The sequence below is a fragment of the Porcibacter vitabionis genome (assembly GCF_046263795.1).
GTDB lineage: Bacteria > Bacillota > Clostridia > Lachnospirales > Lachnospiraceae > Lachnocurva.
Genome location: NZ_JBJYZD010000011.1, coordinates 54,385 through 74,213 on the forward strand (window position 1 = coordinate 54,385; position 19,829 = coordinate 74,213).

The window sequence follows — 19,829 nt, forward strand, 5'->3', positions numbered from 1 at the left end:
AATTCACAGCCCCCTTCTGAACCTTATCTCTTAATCAATCATTCTTTTGGTTAACATTTCCAAAGGATTTGGCCATGTCTGCTTCATCTGCAGGCGGCGCTTCACTACCTTCTTTCTGGCCTTCCAGGAAAGAGTCACTGTCCGGTTCCCTGGTGTCTTCGCCCACGTCTTCCCGGCTTTCTTCCATATGGTTGGCCTTTTCAACCGGGTTTCCATTCTCATCGGTTTCCACAGGAGCCGGCTCTTCTATGCCCTTCATCTTACGGAAGATCTGCATGAATTCCTTACCGGTAATGGTCTCACGGCTATAGAGATATCCGGCGATATGATCCAGAATATCCTTATTTTCCTTCAGAAGGCGGATGGCTTCCTCATAAGCATCCTGAATGATCTGGCGAACTTCATCATCGATCTCTGCCGCCGTCTCATCCGCACACTCCATGGAGGCCCGGCCTTCCAGATACTGGCTCTTGACGGTTGCGAGGCCCATCATGCCGAATTTCTTCGACATTCCGAAACGGGTGATCATATTCCGGGCAATATTGGTTGCCTGCTCGATATCGTTCGAGGCGCCGCTGGTCGGAGATTCGAAGATCAACTCCTCCGCAGCCCGGCCGCCCATCAGAGTAACGATCTTGGCAAGGAGTTCATCCTTGGTCTGGAGATACTTCTCTTCCTCAGGCGTCTGTAAAGTATAACCCAAAGCACCCATGGTCCTCGGCACAATCGTAATCTTCTGAACCGGCTCCGTATTCTTCTGGAGGGCAGTAACCAGGGCATGTCCAACCTCATGATAGGAGACGATCTTCCGCTCCTTATCGGACATGACACGATCCTTCTTCTCTTTGCCGCCGACAGCGACAAGCTCGAAGGCCTCGAAGAGATCCGACTGGTTGACATACTGACGGCCCTTCTTTACTGCATTGATCGCTGCTTCGTTAATGATATTGGCAAGATCCGATCCGACCAGACCGGCGGTTGCCAAAGCCAGAGCATGCAGATCCACCGTATCATCCATAGGAACATCCTTGGAATGAACCTTTAAGGTATCTTCACGGCCCTTAAGATCCGGACGGTCGACAATGATCCGGCGGTCGAAACGGCCCGGACGAAGCAGGGCCTTATCCAGGACTTCCGGACGGTTGGTTGCAGCCAGGATCAAAATTCCCTTGCTGGAATCAAAGCCGTCCATTTCAGCAAGGAGCTGATTCAGGGTCTGCTCCCGCTCGTCATTTCCACCACCGTAAACACCGTCACGGGACTTACCGATGGCATCAATCTCATCGATGAAAATAATGCAGGGTGCCTGTTTCTGGGCTTCCTTAAAGAGGTCACGGACACGGGATGCGCCGACACCGACGAACATCTCAACGAAGTCAGAACCTGCCAGAGAGAAGAAAGGCACACCGGCTTCTCCGGCAACCGCCTTGGCAAGCAGGGTTTTACCGGTTCCGGGAGGGCCCACAAGTAAGGCACCCTTCGGAAGCTTCGCTCCGATCGCCGTATATTTCTTCGGATTCTTTAAGAAGTCAACGACCTCCTGCAGGGATTCCTTGGCTTCATCCTGACCGGCAACGTCTTTAAAGGTAACGCCGGTCGACTTCTCGACATAGACCTTGGCATTGGATTTTCCGACACCGAGGACTCCGCCGCCTGCTCCATCGCCCATTCGCCGCATAGCGAAGGCGAAAATACCCCAGAGGATCAGAAGCGGCAAAATAATAGACAGGATATTATAGATGATTGCGCTGGTCGAACTGGCCGGTTTCTCAACGATCTTAACATCCTTATCTTTTAATAGAGGAAGAAGGTCCTGATCCTCAACCAGATAGTTGGTGTAATAAGTGACATCCACTTCCTGTCCGGTCAGCTCATAAAGAGTACTTCTGGTCGAATCCCCTTCACTCTGCAGATTCTTATCCTCACCCTTCTTCAAGGTAAATTGAATCTGGTGATTCGAAAAGGTAACGGATTTGACTTTTCCTTCTTCCAGTTCACTATAGAACTTGGAATAAGCCACTTCCTGCTGGGACCCTGTACTCACACTGCTGTAGATCATCGTCGTGATGAAAATTGCAATCAATGTGAACAGGATAAACATAAAAACCGGCTGACGCCGATTGTTGTCCCCATTATTATTGCCTCCATTGTTCAATGGAAAGCGATTCTTGTTTTCGTCCATTCGGGCCTCCATTCTTAGGCTGTACGAACTAATTATATGAAAAGAATCTGTGAAAAGCAACGCACACAGGGGCTTTCCACAGATTCTTCATAATTTTTTCATATTTAGATGATCTTCGACTTTAGATGTCTTCAACTTTAGATGTCCTTCGCCTTTAGATGTTCTTCGACTCTAGATGGCCTTCGTCTTTAGATGATCTTCGCCAGGAAACTCTTCAGACGCTGGCTTTCCGGATGATCGAAGATCTGTTCAGGCTTTCCTTCCTCGACGATCTTACCGTCTGCCATAAAAACCACACGATCGGAAACTTCACGGGCGAAGCCCATTTCATGTGTGACAACCGCCATGGTCATGCCGCCCCTGGCCAGTTCTTTCATAACATCCAGGACCTCTCCGACCATCTCCGGATCCAAAGCGGAGGTCGGCTCATCGAAGAGAAGGATCTCCGGATCCATGCAGAGGGCCCGAACTATGGCGATTCGCTGCTGCTGACCTCCGGACAGCTGCCTGGGATAGGAATCCGCACGGTCCAAAAGGTTGACCCGATCCAGAAGTTCTCTGGCCTGCTTTTCTGCTTCTTCCTTTGACTTTTGAAGAAGCTTCATGGGGGCCAGGGTCATATTTTCCAGGATCGTCATATTCGGGAAGAGATTAAAATGCTGGAAAACCATGCCCATCTTCTGCCGATGCTTATTGATGTCGATTTTCGGATCCATAATATCCACACCATCGACCAGTATGCTTCCATCCGTTGGAAATTCCAGGAGATTAAGAGAACGGAGCAGGGTGGATTTCCCCGAACCGGATGGGCCGATGATTACCAGAACCTCTCCCTGATGAATATCCAGAGAAACATCATCCAATGCCTTGATCTCACCATTCTTATAATATTTCTTCAGATTCCTGACCTGAACCAGAACCTTATCGTTCATCGCGACGCATCCTCCTCTCCAGTTTTCCACCGACATATTCCATTAATAGAACAGATACGAGATAGATCGCTGCAATCAAGAAGAGCGGCATGAAAGCCTGGTAGGTTGAAGACCGGATAATATCGCCGGCCTTGGTCAGATCCCGGATACCGACGTATCCGGAAATGGATGTCTCCTTGAACAGGGTGATAAATTCGTTCATCAGAGCCGGGAAAACCGACTTGGTAACCTGGGGAATGATAATGTAGCGAAGGGTCTGAACATAGCTGAACCCAAGGGAACGTCCGGCTTCAAACTGACCTTCGTCAACCGACATGACTCCGCCCCGGACAATTTCGGAGACATAAGCGCCGGAATTCAGACCGAATGCGAAGATTGCAATCGGCACACCATTCTGCGCCATGGCGAAAATCAGGAAGTAAGAGATCATAAGCTGGATGACCGTCGGCGTACCTCGGATCACCGTGATATAAATCTTGGCGATAAAATTGATAACAGACAGGAGATAGTAGCTCACGCCGCCTCTCCTCTTCATGCTTTCCTGATTCTTATCATAGGTAGCCCGGATCATGCCGCAGACAAAACCTAAAACCACACCGATCACAGCCGCACAAAGCGTGATAAGAATTGTGGCGCCAAAGCCACTCAGGAGCAGCTGGTAACGGTTGTCTTTCACGAAGGCCTGTATGAACTGTTCTTTTACGCTCATTTCATTTCCTCTTTATTGGAATTTCATTTCCTCTTTATTGGATCTTCCTTTAACGCGGAATTCAGGACAGATCCTTACGACCTGCCCTGACATTGCAATTTCATTCGAAATATAGACCAAATCCATAAGAATCTGGTCTATATTTTCCGATCCATCACTCTTTGATGTATTTCTTGATGATGGAATCGATGGTGCCGTCATCCTTCAGTTCCTTCAGAGCATCATTGATCTGGCCCTTCAGTTTGCTGCCCTTCTTCACACAGATTGCATAATTCTCATCTGCATAAGCGCTGTCTAAGATCTTCAGCCCCTTGTTGGCAGCGACATAAGCTTTGGCTGGCTGGTTATCGATGATGACACAGTCCACCTTGCCGGAAAGCAGAGCCTGTACAGCGGTCGGGCCGTCATTGTACTTGATTACGGCATCCTCACCGAAATCGTCGCTTGCATAAGTATCACCGGTTGTACCCTGCTGAACGCCGATCTTATTCTTCTTTGTGATATCATCAACCTTCTGAATCGGTGAATCTTCTTTTACGATAACAGACTGAACTGCCTTGGTATAAGAATCTGTGAAATCAACATTCTTCTTACGATCCGGTGTAACAGTGATTCCTGCCATACCGAAATCATACTTGCCATTCTGAACACCGGCAATAATGGAGTCGAAAGAGACATCCTTGATCTCCAGCTTCTTACCCATCTTCTTTGCAATAGCATTTGCAATGTCAACGTCGATACCGACAATCTTGTCATTGGAGACCGACTCATAAGGAGGGAAGGTCGCATTGGTTGCCATTACCAAGGTATCCTTGCTTCCCGATTTCGAACCGCAGGCGGTCAAAATGCCAAAAGTCAAAGTCATCGCCATCGCTAATCCAAAAAATTTCTTCATTTTCTTCATCATGCAAACCTCCCATCCAACGGCTGATCGTTTTCTTTTTTTCCATACGGATCCTTCTTCTCTTCCCGGCAAATGACTGCCCGGCCGAATCCTGATCCTTTCATAGAATAAATGCTGTTTCTCTTTTCTTTTTCCCGGTCGGATGAATATTTAACCATCCGATGTAAGGGATAATATCATAATTATTCATAGAGTGCAAGTAAAAATTGTATTTTTTTTCATTTTTTCTTAGGTTTACGCACGGCTTTGCTGCTTTACGGTTTTTTATCCTTATTATTCTTCTTGTTTGGAAAAAGAGTCTCCGAATCCCCGGAAGATATTTTTCATGTCCCAGTATTCTTGAGGCCGGCTGAAATCAGTAGTTCCAGGCCGATGGGTCAGCTTGAAAACTGCACAGTTCTTTACTTCCACATCCCAGAAATTATGGAGTTCCTTTCCCTGAGCCACCGTCAGGATCGCATGCAGGATGCCGCCATGAGTTCCGCAAAGAACGGTCCGCGGATCCTCATCCGGAAACTCCTTTGCCAATTTCATAAGAATTGCTCTCGCCCTGCCCAGGATCTCCTCATAGGTCTCCGCTCCTTCCGGCATCACGCATTTCTCCGGCGTTTCGAAGAAATCATGATGAAAGTTGGGCGCCATTTTCCTCGCCTCGATGCCTTCATAAGGTCCAAAGCAGAACTCAATCAGAAGCGGCTCCTCGATAAATTTAGACCGGTCGATTCCGCTTGCTATTTCTACGGTTTCTTTGACACGATCGAGGGGAGAAACCAGGATACAGTCCGGCTTTATATTTGCCTCTCGTAAAAACTTACCGGCATTTCTTGCCATATTGCGGCCGGTCTCATTCAGGTGGGTATTGGTACGGCCCTGCAGCATATGATGCACATTCATATCTGTCTGGCCATGTCTGATGAAATAAATAGATGACATGAAATAATCCTTTCTTTTTTTCTGATTCTATCACCTGACGCGGGGAGTTCCTATGGAAATAATCAACAAAATAAAAAAACAAGCAGAGAAGAAAGTCGCACCGCCCTCGAAACGGTACTTAGATCCTGTCGAGAGACAAGTGATAGCAGAGAGAGAAGGAATGCGCACCGCCCTCGAAACGGTAGTCGAAGTTCTATGGAAAGAATTAACAAAATAAAAAAACAAGCAGAGAAGGGGTTCTCTGCTTGTGAAAGGGAATTGGTGACAATTCACATCGCCACCTATATATGAGGGGATATATGAGATAAAAACCGGTACGGTGGACATCGGACTTCATTTTGCAAACGACAAGTCCAAATCTCTGAAAGGGGGGATGAGATTTTATGTCCTGTATTTAATGGTAGGGGGAGTGATCCGCTACCGGTTTTTACAACTATGTTTCAGGGATCCCAACTCTTTCGGGAACGTTCCCTGAAACTGTCTATATAATACCCCGTGAATAGACGGTCTGCTTGCCAGAAGTAGAAGTTTACTGGCCAAATCTTGCATTTTTTAATTGCATGTGCTATTTTTGCTTTACATTGAATTGAAATTGCCAATATGGTGCGACAAAAACTGGGCATCAGTTATGATCTGGAAGGCAACCGGCCAGATAGGATAGGGCCGGGCATCCGAAAGATCTGGAAGGCAAATAACAGATACGACTGGACATCCGAAAGGTCTGGAGGGCAAACAAGAGATACGGCCAGATCATAACGGATGACAGGTTCAGAATAGAAAGGGAGCGTTTCCGATCCATGTATGCGATTTATCAGAATAAACCGGATTTTGAAGTTTATGTAAGATCTGTTGAGCACGTGCCCCCGCATCTGCACGAACCAATGGAATTGGTCTATCTTCGCAGCGGAAGCATGGAGATTGGCAGCGGCACCGAGCTTTTCCATATGGAAGCCGGCGATCTGGCCCTCATTTTCCCCCAGGTCATCCATCATTATCAGAATATGTCCGGAGAGGAAGGACATGCTCTTTTTATTCATTCAACGGTCGATCACTGTGCCCCTTTCCGGGATACCCTGGAGCGTTACTCTGCCAGAAATCCGGTCATTCCCAAGAACAGAATCACAGAGGACATCATTCAGGCCCTGCTCTGCCTGGAGAATCTCGATGACCGTCAGGTCTACCATGATGTCCTGATGGATTCCTATCTCCAGATCATTCTGGGAAGAATTCTTCCGATGTTCTATCTGGTTCAAAAGGATTCCATGGGAAGCGACGACCTGATCTATCGGACCGTAGAATATATCGCCCGGAATCATACAAGCGAAGTGACCCTGACCTCCATGGCAAAGGATCTCTATGTCAGTCCCTATGCCCTGTCCCGGCTCTTCTCCTCGACTTTCCATATGAACTTCAACCACTATCTGAACCAGACCCGGCTCCGTGACTTCGTCCATCTCCTTCGGCTGAGCAATCAATCCATCACCGAAGCCTGCATGAATGCCGGTTTTGACAGCCAGCGTACCATGAACCGGGTCTTCCGCGAAGAATATCATATGTCGCCCAGCGAATATCGAAGAGAATTAATCAAGAATCGCTTGCAATAGGGGGGCAGGCTTGCAATGCCTGTGTTCATTTGCGTGCAATAGGGGGACAGGCTTCCAATAGAGGGACAGACTTCCAACGCCTGTGTTTATTTATTTGGATCGTATTCATGGAAAGGTCGTTATTTAGTATGAATCATCAGCTTATTCTCGCCTCCGGCTCTCCGCGCCGGCTGGAACTTCTTCAGCAGATTGGGATCCGTCCCATCGTCATCAAAAGCCGAATCGAAGAACAGATCACCGAGTCAGACCCCGCACTTGTCGTTGAAGAACTCTCGCAGCAGAAGGCAATGGACGTGGCAGAAAATCTGGAAGAATATATGATAGAGTCATCTCTTTCAGACATGACTTCAGGCCTTAGCGAGACAAATATAGACCCTGTCCCGGTTTTCCATCCAAGTCAGGCCTTGGTCCTTGGCGCAGATACAGTAGTCGCCTGCGATGGAAAGATCCTCGGCAAACCTCATTTGCACGATGAAGCATTTCAGATGATCCAAATGCTGCAAGGAAGATATCACCAGGTATTCACAGGCGTAACACTTGTCATCCCCGGAGGCAAAGATCACAAAGATCAATTGAGAAATCAGATGACAAATGGACAGCTTCCGTTGGCGAAAGAAGGCATTCCTCAATCCAGCAGCGGTATGCTAGAATTTGACGAAAAACAAGATCGCCGGACAAGTCTGAAATTTGACGAAGAAACAGATCGCCTGACAAGTCTGAAATTTGACGAAAAAGCAGATCGCCAGACAAGTCTGAAATTCATCACCTTTCATGAGAAGACAGATGTTCATGTCATTCCTATGTCGGATGAGGAAATCCGCTCTTATGCCGATGGTTCGGAACCTATGGACAAGGCCGGTGCTTATGGCATCCAGGGGAGTTTTGGAAAGTTCATTGATCGAATTTCCGGCGATGATTATAATGTTGTTGGTCTTCCATTGGCGCGGGTTTATACAACGATCCGGGAAATCGAAGCTAAGGGCTTAGGAATGTAGTAGATCATTTTAGAAATACAGTCCTGACTACCAGCCTGCAATTTGATATCCGCTTTGTGAAAAATGAGCTATTAATGGAAAATGAAATAAGATAAACGAAGAAAAGAAAGAAGGAGATCCATGGCAGTGAATCCAACATCCATTTTTAAAATTATGCAGTTAAAGAAAAAATTTGAGGGCAATCATCCTAAGATGGCAGCATTTCTCCAAAATGTTCTCTTTAGCGGGCTTCCAGAAGGAACCGTCATCGATATCCGCGTAGAGAAACCCGGCGAAACTCCAATTGAGGCAAATATGCGTGTTACGGCAGACGATATTGAGATGGCTCAGGAATTGAAAACACTCGGACAATGATCCAAGAGAATTACTTTTAATAAAATCATATTTCCTATTGGGAATACAGCAAAAGATTCCTCTCAGTTTATGATTTGTTAATATACTAGCAAAGATTTTCTCTTTGTTTATGATTAGCTAATTTTCTTTTCAGAAACTATTAATACTCTCGGTCTATATTTCCATGTAAAATAGAGTCCATATATATAATTGTGGCAGGACAAAAAGGGTGTCAACGTAAGCCACATGCCAGTCCATACTATTTGATCAGATCTTTTTCAAAGCAGGACATGCAACGTGGCATTTCAGGCAAGCAGCAAGTCTTCTTTTTTATGAAGAAAAGAAGAAAAGCGGTATGCAACGTGGCATTACAGGCGAGCAGCAAGAGATACCTGGGATACGCATCTCGCGCAAAATTATGGGGAGGAGTCTATGACAATCTATGAGGCCGCAGAATTCAGAATTGCAACACTTGAAAAACGTGAGAAGGAGTTGCAAGAGCTTGTGCGTTCTTCTCCGCCTGGGAAATTGATTTGGGCAAGTAACAGTAAGGCTTCACCCATCGAGCGTTGGTATATCAAAGAAGGTAAAACCAGATATCTGCCAAGAAAAGAAAAAGATCTGGCTCTTGCATTACTGCAGAAGGGTCAGGCGGAGGCCGAACTCAAGGATATTGCTTCAGAAAAATATGGCCTTTCATGCCTGCTTCGTCATCCGCGTCACAATCATCTTGCAGTATTTTCTCAGCATTTAGCCTCATCCAGGCAGCTTGCATTGTTGCATCAGGGCCAAAAGAATGAGGTAAAATGGGAAGAAGCTCACTTTGAGGGAAACTCCTATCCGATTTCCAAGCCACATCGAACTTCCAATGGAGAAATTGTGAGATCAAAATCCGAGCTGTTAATCGCACAACTATTGCTTACGCATCAAATTCCTTATCGTTACGAACAAGAATTATGTTTTGGGCAGCAGAAGATTCATCCGGATTTCACAATTCTTCGGCCTTATGACCATAAAATCATTTATTGGGAGCACTGGGGAAAAATCGATGATGCACGTTATCGACAGCAATACCATGAAAAAATGGAGTTATATCTACAAAATACCATATTGCCGGATGATAACCTGATTTGCACTTACGAAACCGCGGAACGACCTTTAGACCTTGAAACTGTTGAAGAGAAGATTCAGAGATACCTCTTGATTGAATCCAGATGAAGGAAAGCATTACTATTTATTAAAGCATAAATATTTTTTCATTACATCCCCTTTGTTTTACCAGGGGGGATGTAAATTTTTGCTTATTATCCCAATTGTCGATACGAATGATGAAAAGCTTTCTACACAAAGTCCGGCCTGGCATGATATGATGACCTAGGAATAAATGCCAAAATTCGATATACGAAATCTTTTCAAAATCATGCGCTTTGAAATGAGCGCAAGACGATCCTTCTGGACATTCAAATTCGATATATGAAATCTTTTTAAAATCATGCGCTTTGAAATGATCGCAAGACGATCCTTCTGGACATTCAAATTCGATATATAAAATCTTTTTAAAATCATGCGCTTTGAAATGAGCGCAAGACGATCCTTCTGGTCATTCAAATTCGATATATGAAATCTTTTTAAAATCATGCGCTTTATGCGAGTACAAAGCAGTCATTTAAGGCTCCAATATTCGATATACAAAATCTTTTTGATTTCATGCTATGAAAATGCCTAAAAAACACGCATCATTTCAAAAAGAATTTGTATATCGAATATTTCGCCCTGAAATCAGGCATCTGAAGGTCATAAACACGCATCATTTTAAAAAGAATCTGTATATCGAATATTCCAGGCTTAGAACAGGTATTCCATGCCTATGAACTTGTTTCCCGCAAAATCGTGATTTTTGTTTTGCCTGTTTTCTGCAAATTTCTCAATTATATTTATGCTGATTTTCTCAAAATCGCTGATTGTATATCCCGGACAATAATTTCAGCATTGAGATACTCAAACATCAAGACGCTAACAAGCTGAAACTATAAAAAACACCCCATTTCGACATTCAAACTCTGCTATAATTTAACGAGAATTGCAAGAACTACCTAGCAATGGAGCAATCCGTAGCGATCACATATGGTTGTTGTTAATGGATTTTTACATCTGACATTATCTGATTGCAACAGAGCTAGAAAGCATCAAAAGAAAGATAGCCATGTCAAAAGAAATGATACCATCTGAAAACTTATCTGAAAGGCCTGCAGGGAAGGAACTCAGTTTTGACACCAACGGCGAAGCCCTCAGAAAGACAGAAACACCTGCAAAGAAAGCACCCGCCAGTCAGCTCAAGGGATCCCTTATTTTATTCTGTGCCTCCCTGATTTGGGGAACGGCATTTGTAGCTCAGTCAATCGGCGCCGAGTATGTAGGTGGACTGACTTTTTCTTCTATTCGAAGTTTTATCGGCGCGATCTTCCTGATCCCGGTGGCTATCATAGTCGAGAAGATCAGCCACCGAAAGGATGCTAAAGTCTCCGCCCTACCCGAGGATCGCACCCAGTCTTCCAAAAGCTCAAGAAACTCAGAGTCATCTCTATCTTCCAAAAGGTCAGAAAACTCAGAGTCATCTCTGTCTTACAAAATCGGCCCGGTCACCAAGGCAGAGCTGAAGGGTGGCCTGATCTCAGGAACCGCCCTTGCTGCAGCAACTATTTTCCAGCAATTCGGCATCGGAAACACCACCGTAGCCAAGGCCGGCTTCCTGACCGCACTCTATGTCATTCTAGTGCCCATCCTCGGTCTCTTCCTGGGGAGGAAAGTTCGCCCTTACATCTGGTTCTGCGCCATTCTCTCTCTGACCGGTCTCTATTTTCTCTGCCTGGCAGGGAAATCGGGCGTCGGTTTCACGCCGGGCGACATTCAGGTCCTGATCTGCGCCTTTCTCTTCGCGATTCAGATCCTGACCATCGACTATTGGTCCATGCGCTGCCGGGGCGTTGTGCTTTCCTGTCTGATGTTCTTCGTTGTCGCCATCGAATCGGGCATTCTGATGCTGATCTTCGAGCACCCGACGCTCTCCGGCATTCTGGCGGCAGGGCCCTCACTCCTCTACGTCGGCGTTTTTTCCAGTGGCATCGCCTACACCTTGCAGATCATTGGACAGAGAAATTTAAACCCTGCGCTTGCATCCCTTCTCATGTGCCTGGAATCTGTGATCTCAGCAATTTCCGGCTGGATCATTCTGGGGCAGGCCATGACAGGTAGGGAAATCTTCGGTGGCAGCCTCATGTTCCTAAGTATTGTCCTGGCCCAGGTTCTGCCTATTTTGCGTAAGCCTAGCAGGTCCTGATGCTCTTTTCCGAAAAGCCGACTGGCTTACTTGCTTTGTGTAAGCGGTGGCATCAGTCACCAGCATGAGCCAAGACAAAATGGCTCGTTGCAATGGCTTTCTTGCGTAAGCGTAGGATCCGTCACAGTAAGGATCAAGTCCTGTGGCATCGAACGCTTTCCATCTGAGATCGGCGATCTTTATCCCTCCACCTTCAGCATCCGATAACCGATGCCGATATGGGTCTGGATAAAGTGCTGCGATCCTTCCTTGTCTTCCAGCTTTTTTCGAAGATTTGCCATGAAAACACGAAGAGATGCCATCTCGCTCTCCGCGGACTCACCCCAGATTGCCTTCGTAATATAAGAATAGGTCAAAACCTTGCCTTCATTATGAGAAAGCAAGGTAATAAGCTTGTATTCGATCGGTGTCAGATGAAGCTCTTTTCCATCCAAAGTTACGGTCTCCGCCGCATAATCAATGACAAGACTTCCGTTCGTGAATACCGGTGACTCCTTTGCCGCCTGTCTCAAGAAAGGAAGCCGCCGCAGGGACACACGGAGCCTGGCCAGAAGTTCCTCCACAGAAAAAGGCTTTGTCAGATAATCATCCGCGCCAGCATCAAGCGCTTCAATTTTATCCGCTTCCTCGCTTCTTGCACTGATCACAATGATGGGAAGTTCAGACCAGCTCCGCACCTTCCGGATTACTTCCACACCATCCATGTCCGGAAGTCCCAAATCCAGAAAAATCACATCGGGACTGTGGCTTGCCGCCTGCATAACTGCGTTCTGTCCGTTTCCGGCCGTAAGCGTGTCATAGCCATACATTTTCAAAGCTGTGGTGATCAGATTCTGCACCGATGCATCATCTTCTACCACCAGAATCGTTGCTTTCGGCATTTCTTCCAGGCCTCCTTCTGATCAGTCGGTTCTTTCCTCTTGCTTCATACCCCAGGCATCTGCCCGACGCTGTCCAACATCCAAAACTTCATACCTCAGGCATCTGCCCGACGCCATCCGACAGCCAAAACTTCCTACTCCAGGCATCTGCCCGGCGACGTCCGACAGCAAAAACTTCATATCTTAGGCATCCACCCTGCGCCATCCGACAGCCAAAACTTCCTACCTCAAACATCCGCCCGAACCTCCTCTGCCGGGATGGTAAAGCGGAAGATACTGCCATGCGGGGCATTGTCTTCATACCAAATCCTGCCGCCGTGCGCCTGGACAATGACCTGGCACAAGGCCAAACCCAGACCAAGACTTCGACTGCTGTCTGCCACCGTTTTCTTCCCGGTATAGAACATTTCAAAAATATGCGGTCGATCCGACTCAGACAAGCCCGGTCCATCATCAATGACAGAAATCTGAATCATCCCAGCCGATGGATTCAAAGTTGATTGATCTACATTGGTATTGGTCGGCAATGTTGGTATATGCCGGGCAGGAATCTTCTCCGCTGTGATCCTGATCGATGATCCCGCTGGCGTATACTTGACCGCATTATTCACGAGATTGACCAGAACCTGAATGATCAAATGTGCATCCATTTTTCCAAGAAGGACCTCCGATGGTTCTTCTATGGAAAACTTATGTTCCGAAAGTTTCCTGCTGCAATGCCTTCCTGCCTCCTCCATGACTTCATTTACGAATTCCACAGAAGTATGGATCCTGGTCTGGCCGTCCTTCAGCCGGGTAATGGACAAAAGATTTTCCACCAGTCCCTCCAGCCACATAGAATCATCATAGATGTTGGTATAGAGATTCTTTCTGGAGAAATCATCCATCCGGTCCGCATCCGAGAGCAAAAGACTCGCCGTTCCGGAAATCGAAGTCAAAGGCGTCCGTAAATCATGTGAAATGGAACGAAGCAGGTTGGCCCGGAACTGTTCATTTTTGGCCATCAACATAGCCTGCTCCTTCTCCTGCTCGTTCCTCTTGTTCTCCAAAGCAATTCCGGCTTCACCGAGAATGGCGATGACCATGCTCTCTTCATAAGTATCCAGTTCATTGTCCCGAACATCGATTCCAACGACACCGAAAACCGCCTGATTCAGGCGAATTGCCATATAAACGCAGACCGAATCCGGGAAAGTATCCGTTCCCCGCCCGGTCTTTTCAGCCATTTGGAAAGCAGATTCTGCCGCCTTGGTCTCCATTTCCGGAGAAAAATCGAGTCCCTCCTCTTCATTCGACAGAAAAATTGCAGGGCCACTCTTTAAACTTTCCTTGTCCCGATAGAGGATCAAATTCCGATGGAGCAGGCGGACCAGCTGCTTGGCCGTGATATCCTTGATCTCTTCCTGGCTTTTACATTTCTCCAAAAGCTTGTTCGTATCGTAGAGGACCCCGATTCGAAAGACCATGCGTGAGGAATCGCGTGCCTCTTTCCGAAGCCTTGCTGCCAAAACTCCGGTCAGGAGGGCAATCAGAAACATGATCGCAAAGGAAACCGTGTAACGGCTGTCATAGGCATGCAAGGTGAATTCCGGCGCCGTGAAAAGGTAATTATAGATCACGACGCTGAGTACCGCTGCCAGGATGCTGTAGACCAGCCTTGCCGTCCAGACCGAGATCAGGAAGACGAAGAAAATGTAGAGCACGACGATATTCGACTCCACGCTGTTGATCATTTTCAGGCCCCAGCAGATGGCAGAACACAGACCAAGCATGGAAAGGAGAAAGAGGATGTCACCCAGCCGCTTTCGAACCGTCATCTTATCATTCACCGGTGGAATGACCGAATCCATAGAAGGGTTCTTTCGTCTCCCGGTCAAGATATTTCTGAAAAATTCATCCTTCATAACGATCCTCTGCTTTCTCCCACGATCTCACGAGCTCGGAGCCTGCCAGCCGGCATGATCGATCCCTTAAGATTCTCCCATACCAGATCACATGGTCCCGTGTTTCCCGGGCAAATGCCATTTATTGTGTTTTTTATGGTAGTCTCTTTTGATTCTGCCGTCAAATAAAGACCAAATATGATCGCCGGTGAGGTCCACCATCACAAGGATTACCAAAAACGTTATTAACATGAAGACCTTCATAACGCTTCCTCCTTCTATGATAAGCATTGACTGCTTTCCCTCAGATTTTAAAGCACTTCTGCACGTCTTTATTTAATCCGAGAACCAAAAGAGTTTCCCCCGCTTCAAAAACCGTCTCGGGCATGATATTCATATCGATCTTTTCATTTTGCTTAATGGCCAGAACGTTGATCTGGAACTTCTTACGGAGGTCCAGTTCTCCAACCGTCTTCCCATCCCAGGAATCCGGAACAGACACTTCAAAGATGGCGCAGTCATCATCAATGGCAAAGTAATCGAAAACATGGTCGGAGCTGTAGCGGATGGCTGCCCATCTGGCGATCTGCTGCTCCGGAAAAACGACTTCATCCGCCCCGTTCCGCTTCAGGAATTTTGCCTGGACTTCACTTGCTGCTCTTGATACAACGACTTTTCCGCCCAGTTCCTTGACCAGAGAGGTCGTTTCCAAAGAATCCTGGAAGCAGTCGCCGATGGCGATAAAACATAGATCGTAATTCCGGATTCCTAAGGACTTCAGGAATTCCTCATCCGTACTGTCCCCGATCCTGGCATTCGTCACATAAGGCATGATCTCATTGACCCGCTTTTCATTTCGGTCAACTGCCATCACTTCATGATTCAGCTCTCTTAATTTCATTGCAACATTTTTTCCAAAACGGCCAAGGCCAATAAGTAAAATCGATTTCATTTTGTTACCTCCTGAATGACTCCTATGAACCCGGTGCTTTCGACTGGGCCAGGGCTTTTTTACACCAATGAACCCGGTGCTTCCGACTGGGCTAGGACTTATTTTTTAGCTCCAATGCTTCCTTCTGGCTTCGGGCTATATTTTTTCTCCAATGCTTCCTTCCGGCTTCGGGCTATATTTCATCAGCCGACGGTGATCCGGCCCTCCGGCAGCCTTCCACTATTCATACCCTTATCAGAGACTGCCGCAAAGATCAGGGTCAGACCTCCGACGCGTCCGATGTACATAAGCAGGACCAGGATGCCCCTGGAAAGAAGCGTCAGCCCCGGTGTAATTCCCATGGTCAATCCAACGGTTCCAATGGCCGATGCGGTTTCGAAGAAGCAGGTCAATAAAGGCAGACCCTCCACACGGCTTATGATCATGCCACCCAGAGCAGAGAGCGAAGTATAAAGCAGAAGAATCGCGCCGGCATTCTGAATCGTCGACAGAGGAATTCTCCTCTGGAAGAGATCTGCGTCTTTCTTCTGGCGGAAAACTGCGCCTGCTGAGGAGAAAAGCACCGCGATCGTCGTGGTCTTCATTCCTCCGGCCGTTGATGCCGGTGAACCGCCGATCAACATCAGGATGATGAGAAGGAAGATGCCGATCTCACTCATTTTCGCAAGGTCCGCCGTATTAAAGCCTGCCGTTCTCGGTGTCACCGACTGAAAGAGGGAAAGCCAGATGCGCATTCCCTTCGGTCCTCTGGTAAATTCGCCAAAGTAGAAGTAAATGGCAGGAATCGCGATCAAAATCGCGGTCACCGTCAGAACGACCTTACTCTGCATGCAGTAGCGTTTCAGATGGAATCCGTTGATTGCAATATCCATCCAGGTCAGAAAGCCGATCCCTCCGATGATAATGAGGGCCATGATCGTAATATTGATCAGGGGATTTCCCGCAAAAGCCGTCAGGGAAGAGAACTTCCCGCTCCCGCCCATCAAGTCAAAACCGGCGTTACAGAATGCGGATATGGAATGGAAAAAGGAATACCAGATTCCCTTTGCCAGGCCAAAACGTGGAATAAAGACCGGCATCATGGCCAGTGCGCCGATGGATTCACAAGTAAAAGTCGTCATGAGAATAAAGCGTGTGAACTTCACGATCCCGCTGATCTGCGGAGCCGAGATCGACTCTTGCATAATATTCCGTTGGATCAGACCGATCTTCTTTCCGGAAACGATAGCCAGTGCTATGGCTACCGTAACAACGCCCAATCCGCCGATCTGGATCAGTGCTAAGATTACCACCTGACCGAAGGGTGTCCAGAAAGTCGCTGTGTCCCTTACCACAAGTCCTGTCACACATACTGCAGATGTTGCCGTAAAAAGAGAGTCCGAGAAGCTTGCCGATCCTGCTCCCCTGCTGGCAAATGGCAGCATAAGAAGCAGGGTCCCCGCTATAATCACCAATAAAAATCCAAGAATGATCACCTGTACGGACTTCAGGTGCTCCAGTTTCATCACAAATTTTCTCATAATATATCTTCTCTATGTACCGCCATCGTCAATAGACTTTGCTGTCTTTCGATGACTTTGTTATCCATCTTTCAAGAAGATTATCCGATATTTTTTATAAAGAAGGTGTTAATGTTCCTCTTGTGATATAAAGATTTTGTTAAGATGGATCAGCAGGGGGAATCCATTCGAAATCTATTCGATAGCCGCTCAGTTGTCTATTTATCTTAAGAGAAAGTGATTTTGGAAAATATGATAGCGAGAAGTTGTAAATTGCCTGATTGGGGGTCTCTTATCGTATTAGAAAGCAAGTGCAAAAAATCCGATAGTGAGAAGCTGTAAAATCGCCTGATTTTGGGTCTATTATCGTAATAGGAAGCAAGTGCAAAAAATCCGATAGTGAATTCAATGATTCACTATCGGATTTTAAAATAAGTACTATGATTACGATATTTTGCCTTATATCAGCACTATTTCCGATCTGACACTATCGGATATTAGGAAAGTAGTCTGTATTACGATATTTGGTCTCTAATTGATTCATCTGAATGCTTTAAATGAGGTCATCCGCCTCCTGCTCGACGACACCTTCCTCTCCGTCACTGGTCTCGGCTTCTACTTCCTTGATCACACATTCATTTCCGGTGATGAGCCAGGTTTCGCCGGAGCCACAGTATGGACAGATCTTCCCATACTTTACAGTCTCGTAGTTTTTCTCGCAGTTACTGCAGAATGTGATTGCTTTAATGGTTTCCAACTTTAATGTAGAATCCTTTAGCAAAGGATGTCTTCCCTTAAAGTAATCCCAGCAGTCGGTGAAATAATCCGTCATGATCCCGGATACCTCCCCAACAGCCAGGGTTACTGAACCGTATTTTGTGATATGGTTTTTCTCTGCGGCCTCATCCAGCGTATCTGCCAAATGAAACACGATTCCCATTTCATGCATACTTTTGTCCCTCTTACATTCAGACAAAGCACAAGGTCTATTCGAAATTCACCGGAATGTCAGGATCCCGTTCATGATTTCCTGCCCAACCCGACAGACAGAGCGTCACTTCTTCCAATCCGAAACTTCGTTCCGAAGATACTCTTCGAAGGCATCCATACCCTCTCCGGTCTTTGCGGAAACCGGGAAGATCTTGATCTTCGGATTTAATTGCAGTACACGCTCCTTACATTTCTCCATATCGAAGTCGAAGTAGGGAAGTGCGTCAATCTTTGTGATGACAAGTGCATCGGATTCCTGGAACATCAGCGGATATTTCAGCGGCTTGTCGTCTCCTTCCGGAACAGACAGGATCATCACCTTCCGACCGGCACCGGTATCAAACTCTGCCGGACAGATCAGATTTCCAACATTCTCCAGGAAAATGAGGTCCAGGCCTTTCCTTCCCATGGCATTCAGAGCCCGCTCTGTCATGCCGGCATCCATGTGACACATCCCATCGGTATGGGCTTGAATAGAAACCGCGCCATAGGACTCGATTTTCAATGCATCCACATCAGAAGCGATATCCGCTTCCATGACGCCGATCTTCATTTCTTCCTTGAGATCCGTCACGGTCTTGGAAAGAAGGGTTGTCTTTCCGGATCCGGGCGAGGACATCAGGTTGATCAGCAGTGTGCCCTGCTTCTTCATTTCCAAACGAAGGGCGTCCGCGTCGCGGTCATTGGACTCCGTAACGGATGCGTTCAATTCAATTACTTTCATGTCTTTCTCCTATATAACAAGCTCTGACCTTATTCACTATCTGCGGCACTCTTGGCACGGTCACAGTTTTCTCCTATGTAACAAGCTCTGACCTTATTCCGATTCTTATCCGACTGAAATTTTAATCTACTGCTTTCTTAATTACTTCCTGACCTCTTCGATGGCAGCAGTCAGCCAGGCAATCCAGGCGTCAAAATTAATTACTTCCTGGTCTCTTCGATGGCAGCGGTCAGCCAGGCGATCCAGGCGTCAAAATTAATTACTTCCTGGTCTCTTCGATGGCAGCGGTCAGCCAGGCGATCCAGGCGTCAAAACCATCGCCGGTCTTCGCAGAAAGCGGCAGGACTTCCATCTCGGGATTCAGTTCTCTGACATTCTTCTTCAACCGATCCAGATCAAAATCGAAGATCTCCCGGGTATCGTATTTATTGATGAGAAGCACATCGCCAACCGTAAACATCAGAGGATATTTCAAAGGCTTGTCATCACCCTCAGGCACGGACAGGATCACTACTCTCTTGTTGGCTCCGACATCAAACTCCGCCGGGCAGACCAAATTGCCGACATTTTCCAGGATCACAAGATCCAGATCATCGAGGCCCAGTCCCTCTAAGCCCCGTTCCGTCATATCGGCATCCATGTGGCAGGAGCCTCCGGTATGAAGCTGAATAGCCTTGGCTCCGGCATCGGAAACGGCCTTGGCATCGACATCACTGTCCACATCCGCCTCCATGACACCGATCCGATAACGATCCTTCAAAGCCTGAATGGTCCGAACCAGTGTCGTTGTCTTTCCGGCACCCGGAGAAGCCATGAGGTTCACCAGGAAAACGCCCTTGTCCGACAGTTTCTTTCTGACAAGGGCTGCCACCTTATCATTGTCTTCAATTACTCTCTCCTTGGTCTCAAGGATTTCAAATGCACGATCACTCATATGTTCTACTTTCTAATGATTTCCTAAGGATCATTGC

20 protein-coding genes are annotated in these 19,829 nt (G+C 46.9%); 6 read left to right on the plus strand and 14 right to left on the minus strand.

Going from position 1 to position 19,829, the window contains the following annotated elements:
* Positions 1-34: 34 nt before the first annotated feature.
* From ftsH to ACKX2L_RS08965, 6 genes are all read right to left on the minus strand, one after another.
* On the minus strand, positions 35-2,182 hold the full coding sequence (ftsH, locus tag ACKX2L_RS08940) for an ATP-dependent zinc metalloprotease FtsH (protein WP_497551581.1): 2,148 nt from the start codon (positions 2,180-2,182) through the stop codon (positions 35-37).
* A 188-nt stretch (positions 2,183-2,370) separates the two neighbouring features.
* Positions 2,371-3,114, minus strand: a complete 744-nt coding sequence (locus ACKX2L_RS08945; protein ID WP_497551582.1) for an amino acid ABC transporter ATP-binding protein — start codon at positions 3,112-3,114, stop codon at positions 2,371-2,373.
* Positions 3,104-3,823, minus strand: coding sequence for an amino acid ABC transporter permease (locus ACKX2L_RS08950; RefSeq protein ID WP_497551583.1), 720 nt, complete (start codon positions 3,821-3,823; stop codon positions 3,104-3,106). The genes ACKX2L_RS08945 and ACKX2L_RS08950 overlap by 11 nt, the downstream gene beginning before the upstream one ends.
* Before the next feature lie 154 nt (positions 3,824-3,977).
* Positions 3,978-4,622 (minus strand): transporter substrate-binding domain-containing protein, encoded by a 645-nt coding sequence (locus tag ACKX2L_RS08955; RefSeq protein WP_497551584.1) that lies wholly within the window; start codon positions 4,620-4,622, stop codon positions 3,978-3,980.
* The gene (locus tag ACKX2L_RS08960; protein ID WP_497551585.1) at positions 4,591-4,773 is read right to left on the minus strand and encodes a hypothetical protein; all 183 of its coding nucleotides are present in this window, start codon (positions 4,771-4,773) and stop codon (positions 4,591-4,593) included. Before ACKX2L_RS08960 ends, ACKX2L_RS08955 begins: the two co-directional genes overlap by 32 nt.
* A 227-nt stretch (positions 4,774-5,000) precedes the next feature.
* Positions 5,001-5,660: a histidine phosphatase family protein gene (locus ACKX2L_RS08965; RefSeq protein ID WP_497551586.1), complete on the minus strand. Its 660-nt coding sequence runs from the start codon at positions 5,658-5,660 to the stop codon at positions 5,001-5,003.
* A 52-nt stretch (positions 5,661-5,712) separates the two neighbouring features.
* Between ACKX2L_RS08965 and ACKX2L_RS08970 the strand changes: the two genes are divergently transcribed.
* From ACKX2L_RS08970 to ACKX2L_RS08995, 6 genes are all read left to right on the plus strand, one after another.
* Positions 5,713-5,877 carry a hypothetical protein gene (locus ACKX2L_RS08970; RefSeq protein ID WP_497551587.1) on the plus strand — a complete coding sequence of 55 codons (165 nt, stop codon included), beginning with the start codon at positions 5,713-5,715 and terminating at the stop codon, positions 5,875-5,877.
* A 580-nt stretch (positions 5,878-6,457) separates the two neighbouring features.
* Positions 6,458-7,264 (plus strand): helix-turn-helix transcriptional regulator, encoded by an 807-nt coding sequence (locus ACKX2L_RS08975; RefSeq protein WP_497551588.1) that lies wholly within the window; start codon positions 6,458-6,460, stop codon positions 7,262-7,264.
* A gap of 128 nt (positions 7,265-7,392) precedes the next feature.
* The gene (locus tag ACKX2L_RS08980) at positions 7,393-8,259 is read left to right on the plus strand and encodes a Maf family protein (protein ID WP_497551589.1); all 867 of its coding nucleotides are present in this window, start codon (positions 7,393-7,395) and stop codon (positions 8,257-8,259) included.
* Positions 8,260-8,379: 120 nt separating this feature from the next.
* Complete coding sequence (locus ACKX2L_RS08985; protein WP_497551590.1) at positions 8,380-8,613, plus strand: hypothetical protein; 234 nt, start codon at positions 8,380-8,382, stop codon at positions 8,611-8,613.
* A 411-nt stretch (positions 8,614-9,024) separates the two neighbouring features.
* Positions 9,025-9,810, plus strand: a complete 786-nt coding sequence (locus ACKX2L_RS08990) for a hypothetical protein (protein ID WP_497551591.1) — start codon at positions 9,025-9,027, stop codon at positions 9,808-9,810.
* A gap of 985 nt (positions 9,811-10,795) precedes the next feature.
* Positions 10,796-11,929 (plus strand): DMT family transporter, encoded by a 1,134-nt coding sequence (locus ACKX2L_RS08995; RefSeq protein WP_497551592.1) that lies wholly within the window; start codon positions 10,796-10,798, stop codon positions 11,927-11,929.
* A gap of 179 nt (positions 11,930-12,108) precedes the next feature.
* Here the strand turns inward: ACKX2L_RS08995 and ACKX2L_RS09000 are convergent, their stop codons facing one another.
* From ACKX2L_RS09000 to hypB (ACKX2L_RS09035), 8 genes are all read right to left on the minus strand, one after another.
* Positions 12,109-12,810, minus strand: coding sequence for a response regulator (locus ACKX2L_RS09000; protein WP_497551593.1), 702 nt, complete (start codon positions 12,808-12,810; stop codon positions 12,109-12,111).
* Positions 12,811-12,898: 88 nt separating this feature from the next.
* On the minus strand, positions 12,899-13,045 hold the full coding sequence (locus tag ACKX2L_RS09005; RefSeq protein ID WP_497551594.1) for a hypothetical protein: 147 nt from the start codon (positions 13,043-13,045) through the stop codon (positions 12,899-12,901).
* A complete protein-coding gene (locus ACKX2L_RS09010) occupies positions 13,038-14,714 on the minus strand; it encodes an ATP-binding protein (protein ID WP_497551595.1) in 1,677 nt (558 codons plus the stop codon). The genes ACKX2L_RS09005 and ACKX2L_RS09010 overlap by 8 nt, the downstream gene beginning before the upstream one ends.
* 283 nt (positions 14,715-14,997) lie before the next feature.
* Entirely contained in the window at positions 14,998-15,645 is a 648-nt protein-coding gene (locus ACKX2L_RS09015; RefSeq protein WP_497551596.1) for a potassium channel family protein, read from the minus strand.
* 182 nt (positions 15,646-15,827) lie between these two features.
* Positions 15,828-17,165, minus strand: coding sequence for a TrkH family potassium uptake protein (locus ACKX2L_RS09020; RefSeq protein ID WP_497551597.1), 1,338 nt, complete (start codon positions 17,163-17,165; stop codon positions 15,828-15,830).
* A 532-nt stretch (positions 17,166-17,697) separates the two neighbouring features.
* Positions 17,698-18,093 (minus strand): hydrogenase maturation nickel metallochaperone HypA, encoded by a 396-nt coding sequence (locus ACKX2L_RS09025; protein ID WP_497551598.1) that lies wholly within the window; start codon positions 18,091-18,093, stop codon positions 17,698-17,700.
* A 105-nt stretch (positions 18,094-18,198) separates the two neighbouring features.
* Complete coding sequence (gene hypB, locus ACKX2L_RS09030; RefSeq protein ID WP_497553111.1) at positions 18,199-18,858, minus strand: hydrogenase nickel incorporation protein HypB; 660 nt, start codon at positions 18,856-18,858, stop codon at positions 18,199-18,201.
* Positions 18,859-19,117: 259 nt separating this feature from the next.
* A complete protein-coding gene (hypB, locus tag ACKX2L_RS09035) occupies positions 19,118-19,792 on the minus strand; it encodes a hydrogenase nickel incorporation protein HypB (protein ID WP_497553112.1) in 675 nt (224 codons plus the stop codon).
* Positions 19,793-19,829: the final 37 nt, after the last annotated feature.

Coding starts and splice junctions, on each gene's coding strand:
- ACKX2L_RS08990 (WP_497551591.1), top strand. CDS start 9,025: ATGACAATCTATGAGGCCGCAGAATTCAGAATTGCAACACTTGAAAAA.
- ACKX2L_RS09005 (WP_497551594.1), bottom strand. CDS start 13,045: ATGTTTGAGGTAGGAAGTTTTGGCTGTCGGATGGCGCAGGGTGGATGC.
- ACKX2L_RS08955 (WP_497551584.1), bottom strand. CDS start 4,622: ATGGCAACCAATGCGACCTTCCCTCCTTATGAGTCGGTCTCCAATGAC.
- ACKX2L_RS08950 (WP_497551583.1), bottom strand. CDS start 3,823: ATGAGCGTAAAAGAACAGTTCATACAGGCCTTCGTGAAAGACAACCGT.
- ACKX2L_RS09000 (WP_497551593.1), bottom strand. CDS start 12,810: ATGCCGAAAGCAACGATTCTGGTGGTAGAAGATGATGCATCGGTGCAG.
- ACKX2L_RS08985 (WP_497551590.1), top strand. CDS start 8,380: ATGGCAGTGAATCCAACATCCATTTTTAAAATTATGCAGTTAAAGAAA.
- ACKX2L_RS09025 (WP_497551598.1), bottom strand. CDS start 18,093: ATGCATGAAATGGGAATCGTGTTTCATTTGGCAGATACGCTGGATGAG.
- ACKX2L_RS08995 (WP_497551592.1), top strand. CDS start 10,796: ATGTCAAAAGAAATGATACCATCTGAAAACTTATCTGAAAGGCCTGCA.
- ftsH (WP_497551581.1), bottom strand. CDS start 2,182: ATGGACGAAAACAAGAATCGCTTTCCATTGAACAATGGAGGCAATAAT.
- ACKX2L_RS08980 (WP_497551589.1), top strand. CDS start 7,393: ATGAATCATCAGCTTATTCTCGCCTCCGGCTCTCCGCGCCGGCTGGAA.
- ACKX2L_RS08975 (WP_497551588.1), top strand. CDS start 6,458: ATGTATGCGATTTATCAGAATAAACCGGATTTTGAAGTTTATGTAAGA.
- ACKX2L_RS09020 (WP_497551597.1), bottom strand. CDS start 17,165: ATGAGAAAATTTGTGATGAAACTGGAGCACCTGAAGTCCGTACAGGTG.
- ACKX2L_RS08960 (WP_497551585.1), bottom strand. CDS start 4,773: ATGGAAAAAAAGAAAACGATCAGCCGTTGGATGGGAGGTTTGCATGAT.
- hypB (WP_497553111.1), bottom strand. CDS start 18,858: ATGAAAGTAATTGAATTGAACGCATCCGTTACGGAGTCCAATGACCGC.
- ACKX2L_RS09010 (WP_497551595.1), bottom strand. CDS start 14,714: ATGAAGGATGAATTTTTCAGAAATATCTTGACCGGGAGACGAAAGAAC.
- ACKX2L_RS09015 (WP_497551596.1), bottom strand. CDS start 15,645: ATGAAATCGATTTTACTTATTGGCCTTGGCCGTTTTGGAAAAAATGTT.
- ACKX2L_RS08945 (WP_497551582.1), bottom strand. CDS start 3,114: ATGAACGATAAGGTTCTGGTTCAGGTCAGGAATCTGAAGAAATATTAT.
- hypB (WP_497553112.1), bottom strand. CDS start 19,792: ATGAGTGATCGTGCATTTGAAATCCTTGAGACCAAGGAGAGAGTAATT.
- ACKX2L_RS08965 (WP_497551586.1), bottom strand. CDS start 5,660: ATGTCATCTATTTATTTCATCAGACATGGCCAGACAGATATGAATGTG.
- ACKX2L_RS08970 (WP_497551587.1), top strand. CDS start 5,713: ATGGAAATAATCAACAAAATAAAAAAACAAGCAGAGAAGAAAGTCGCA.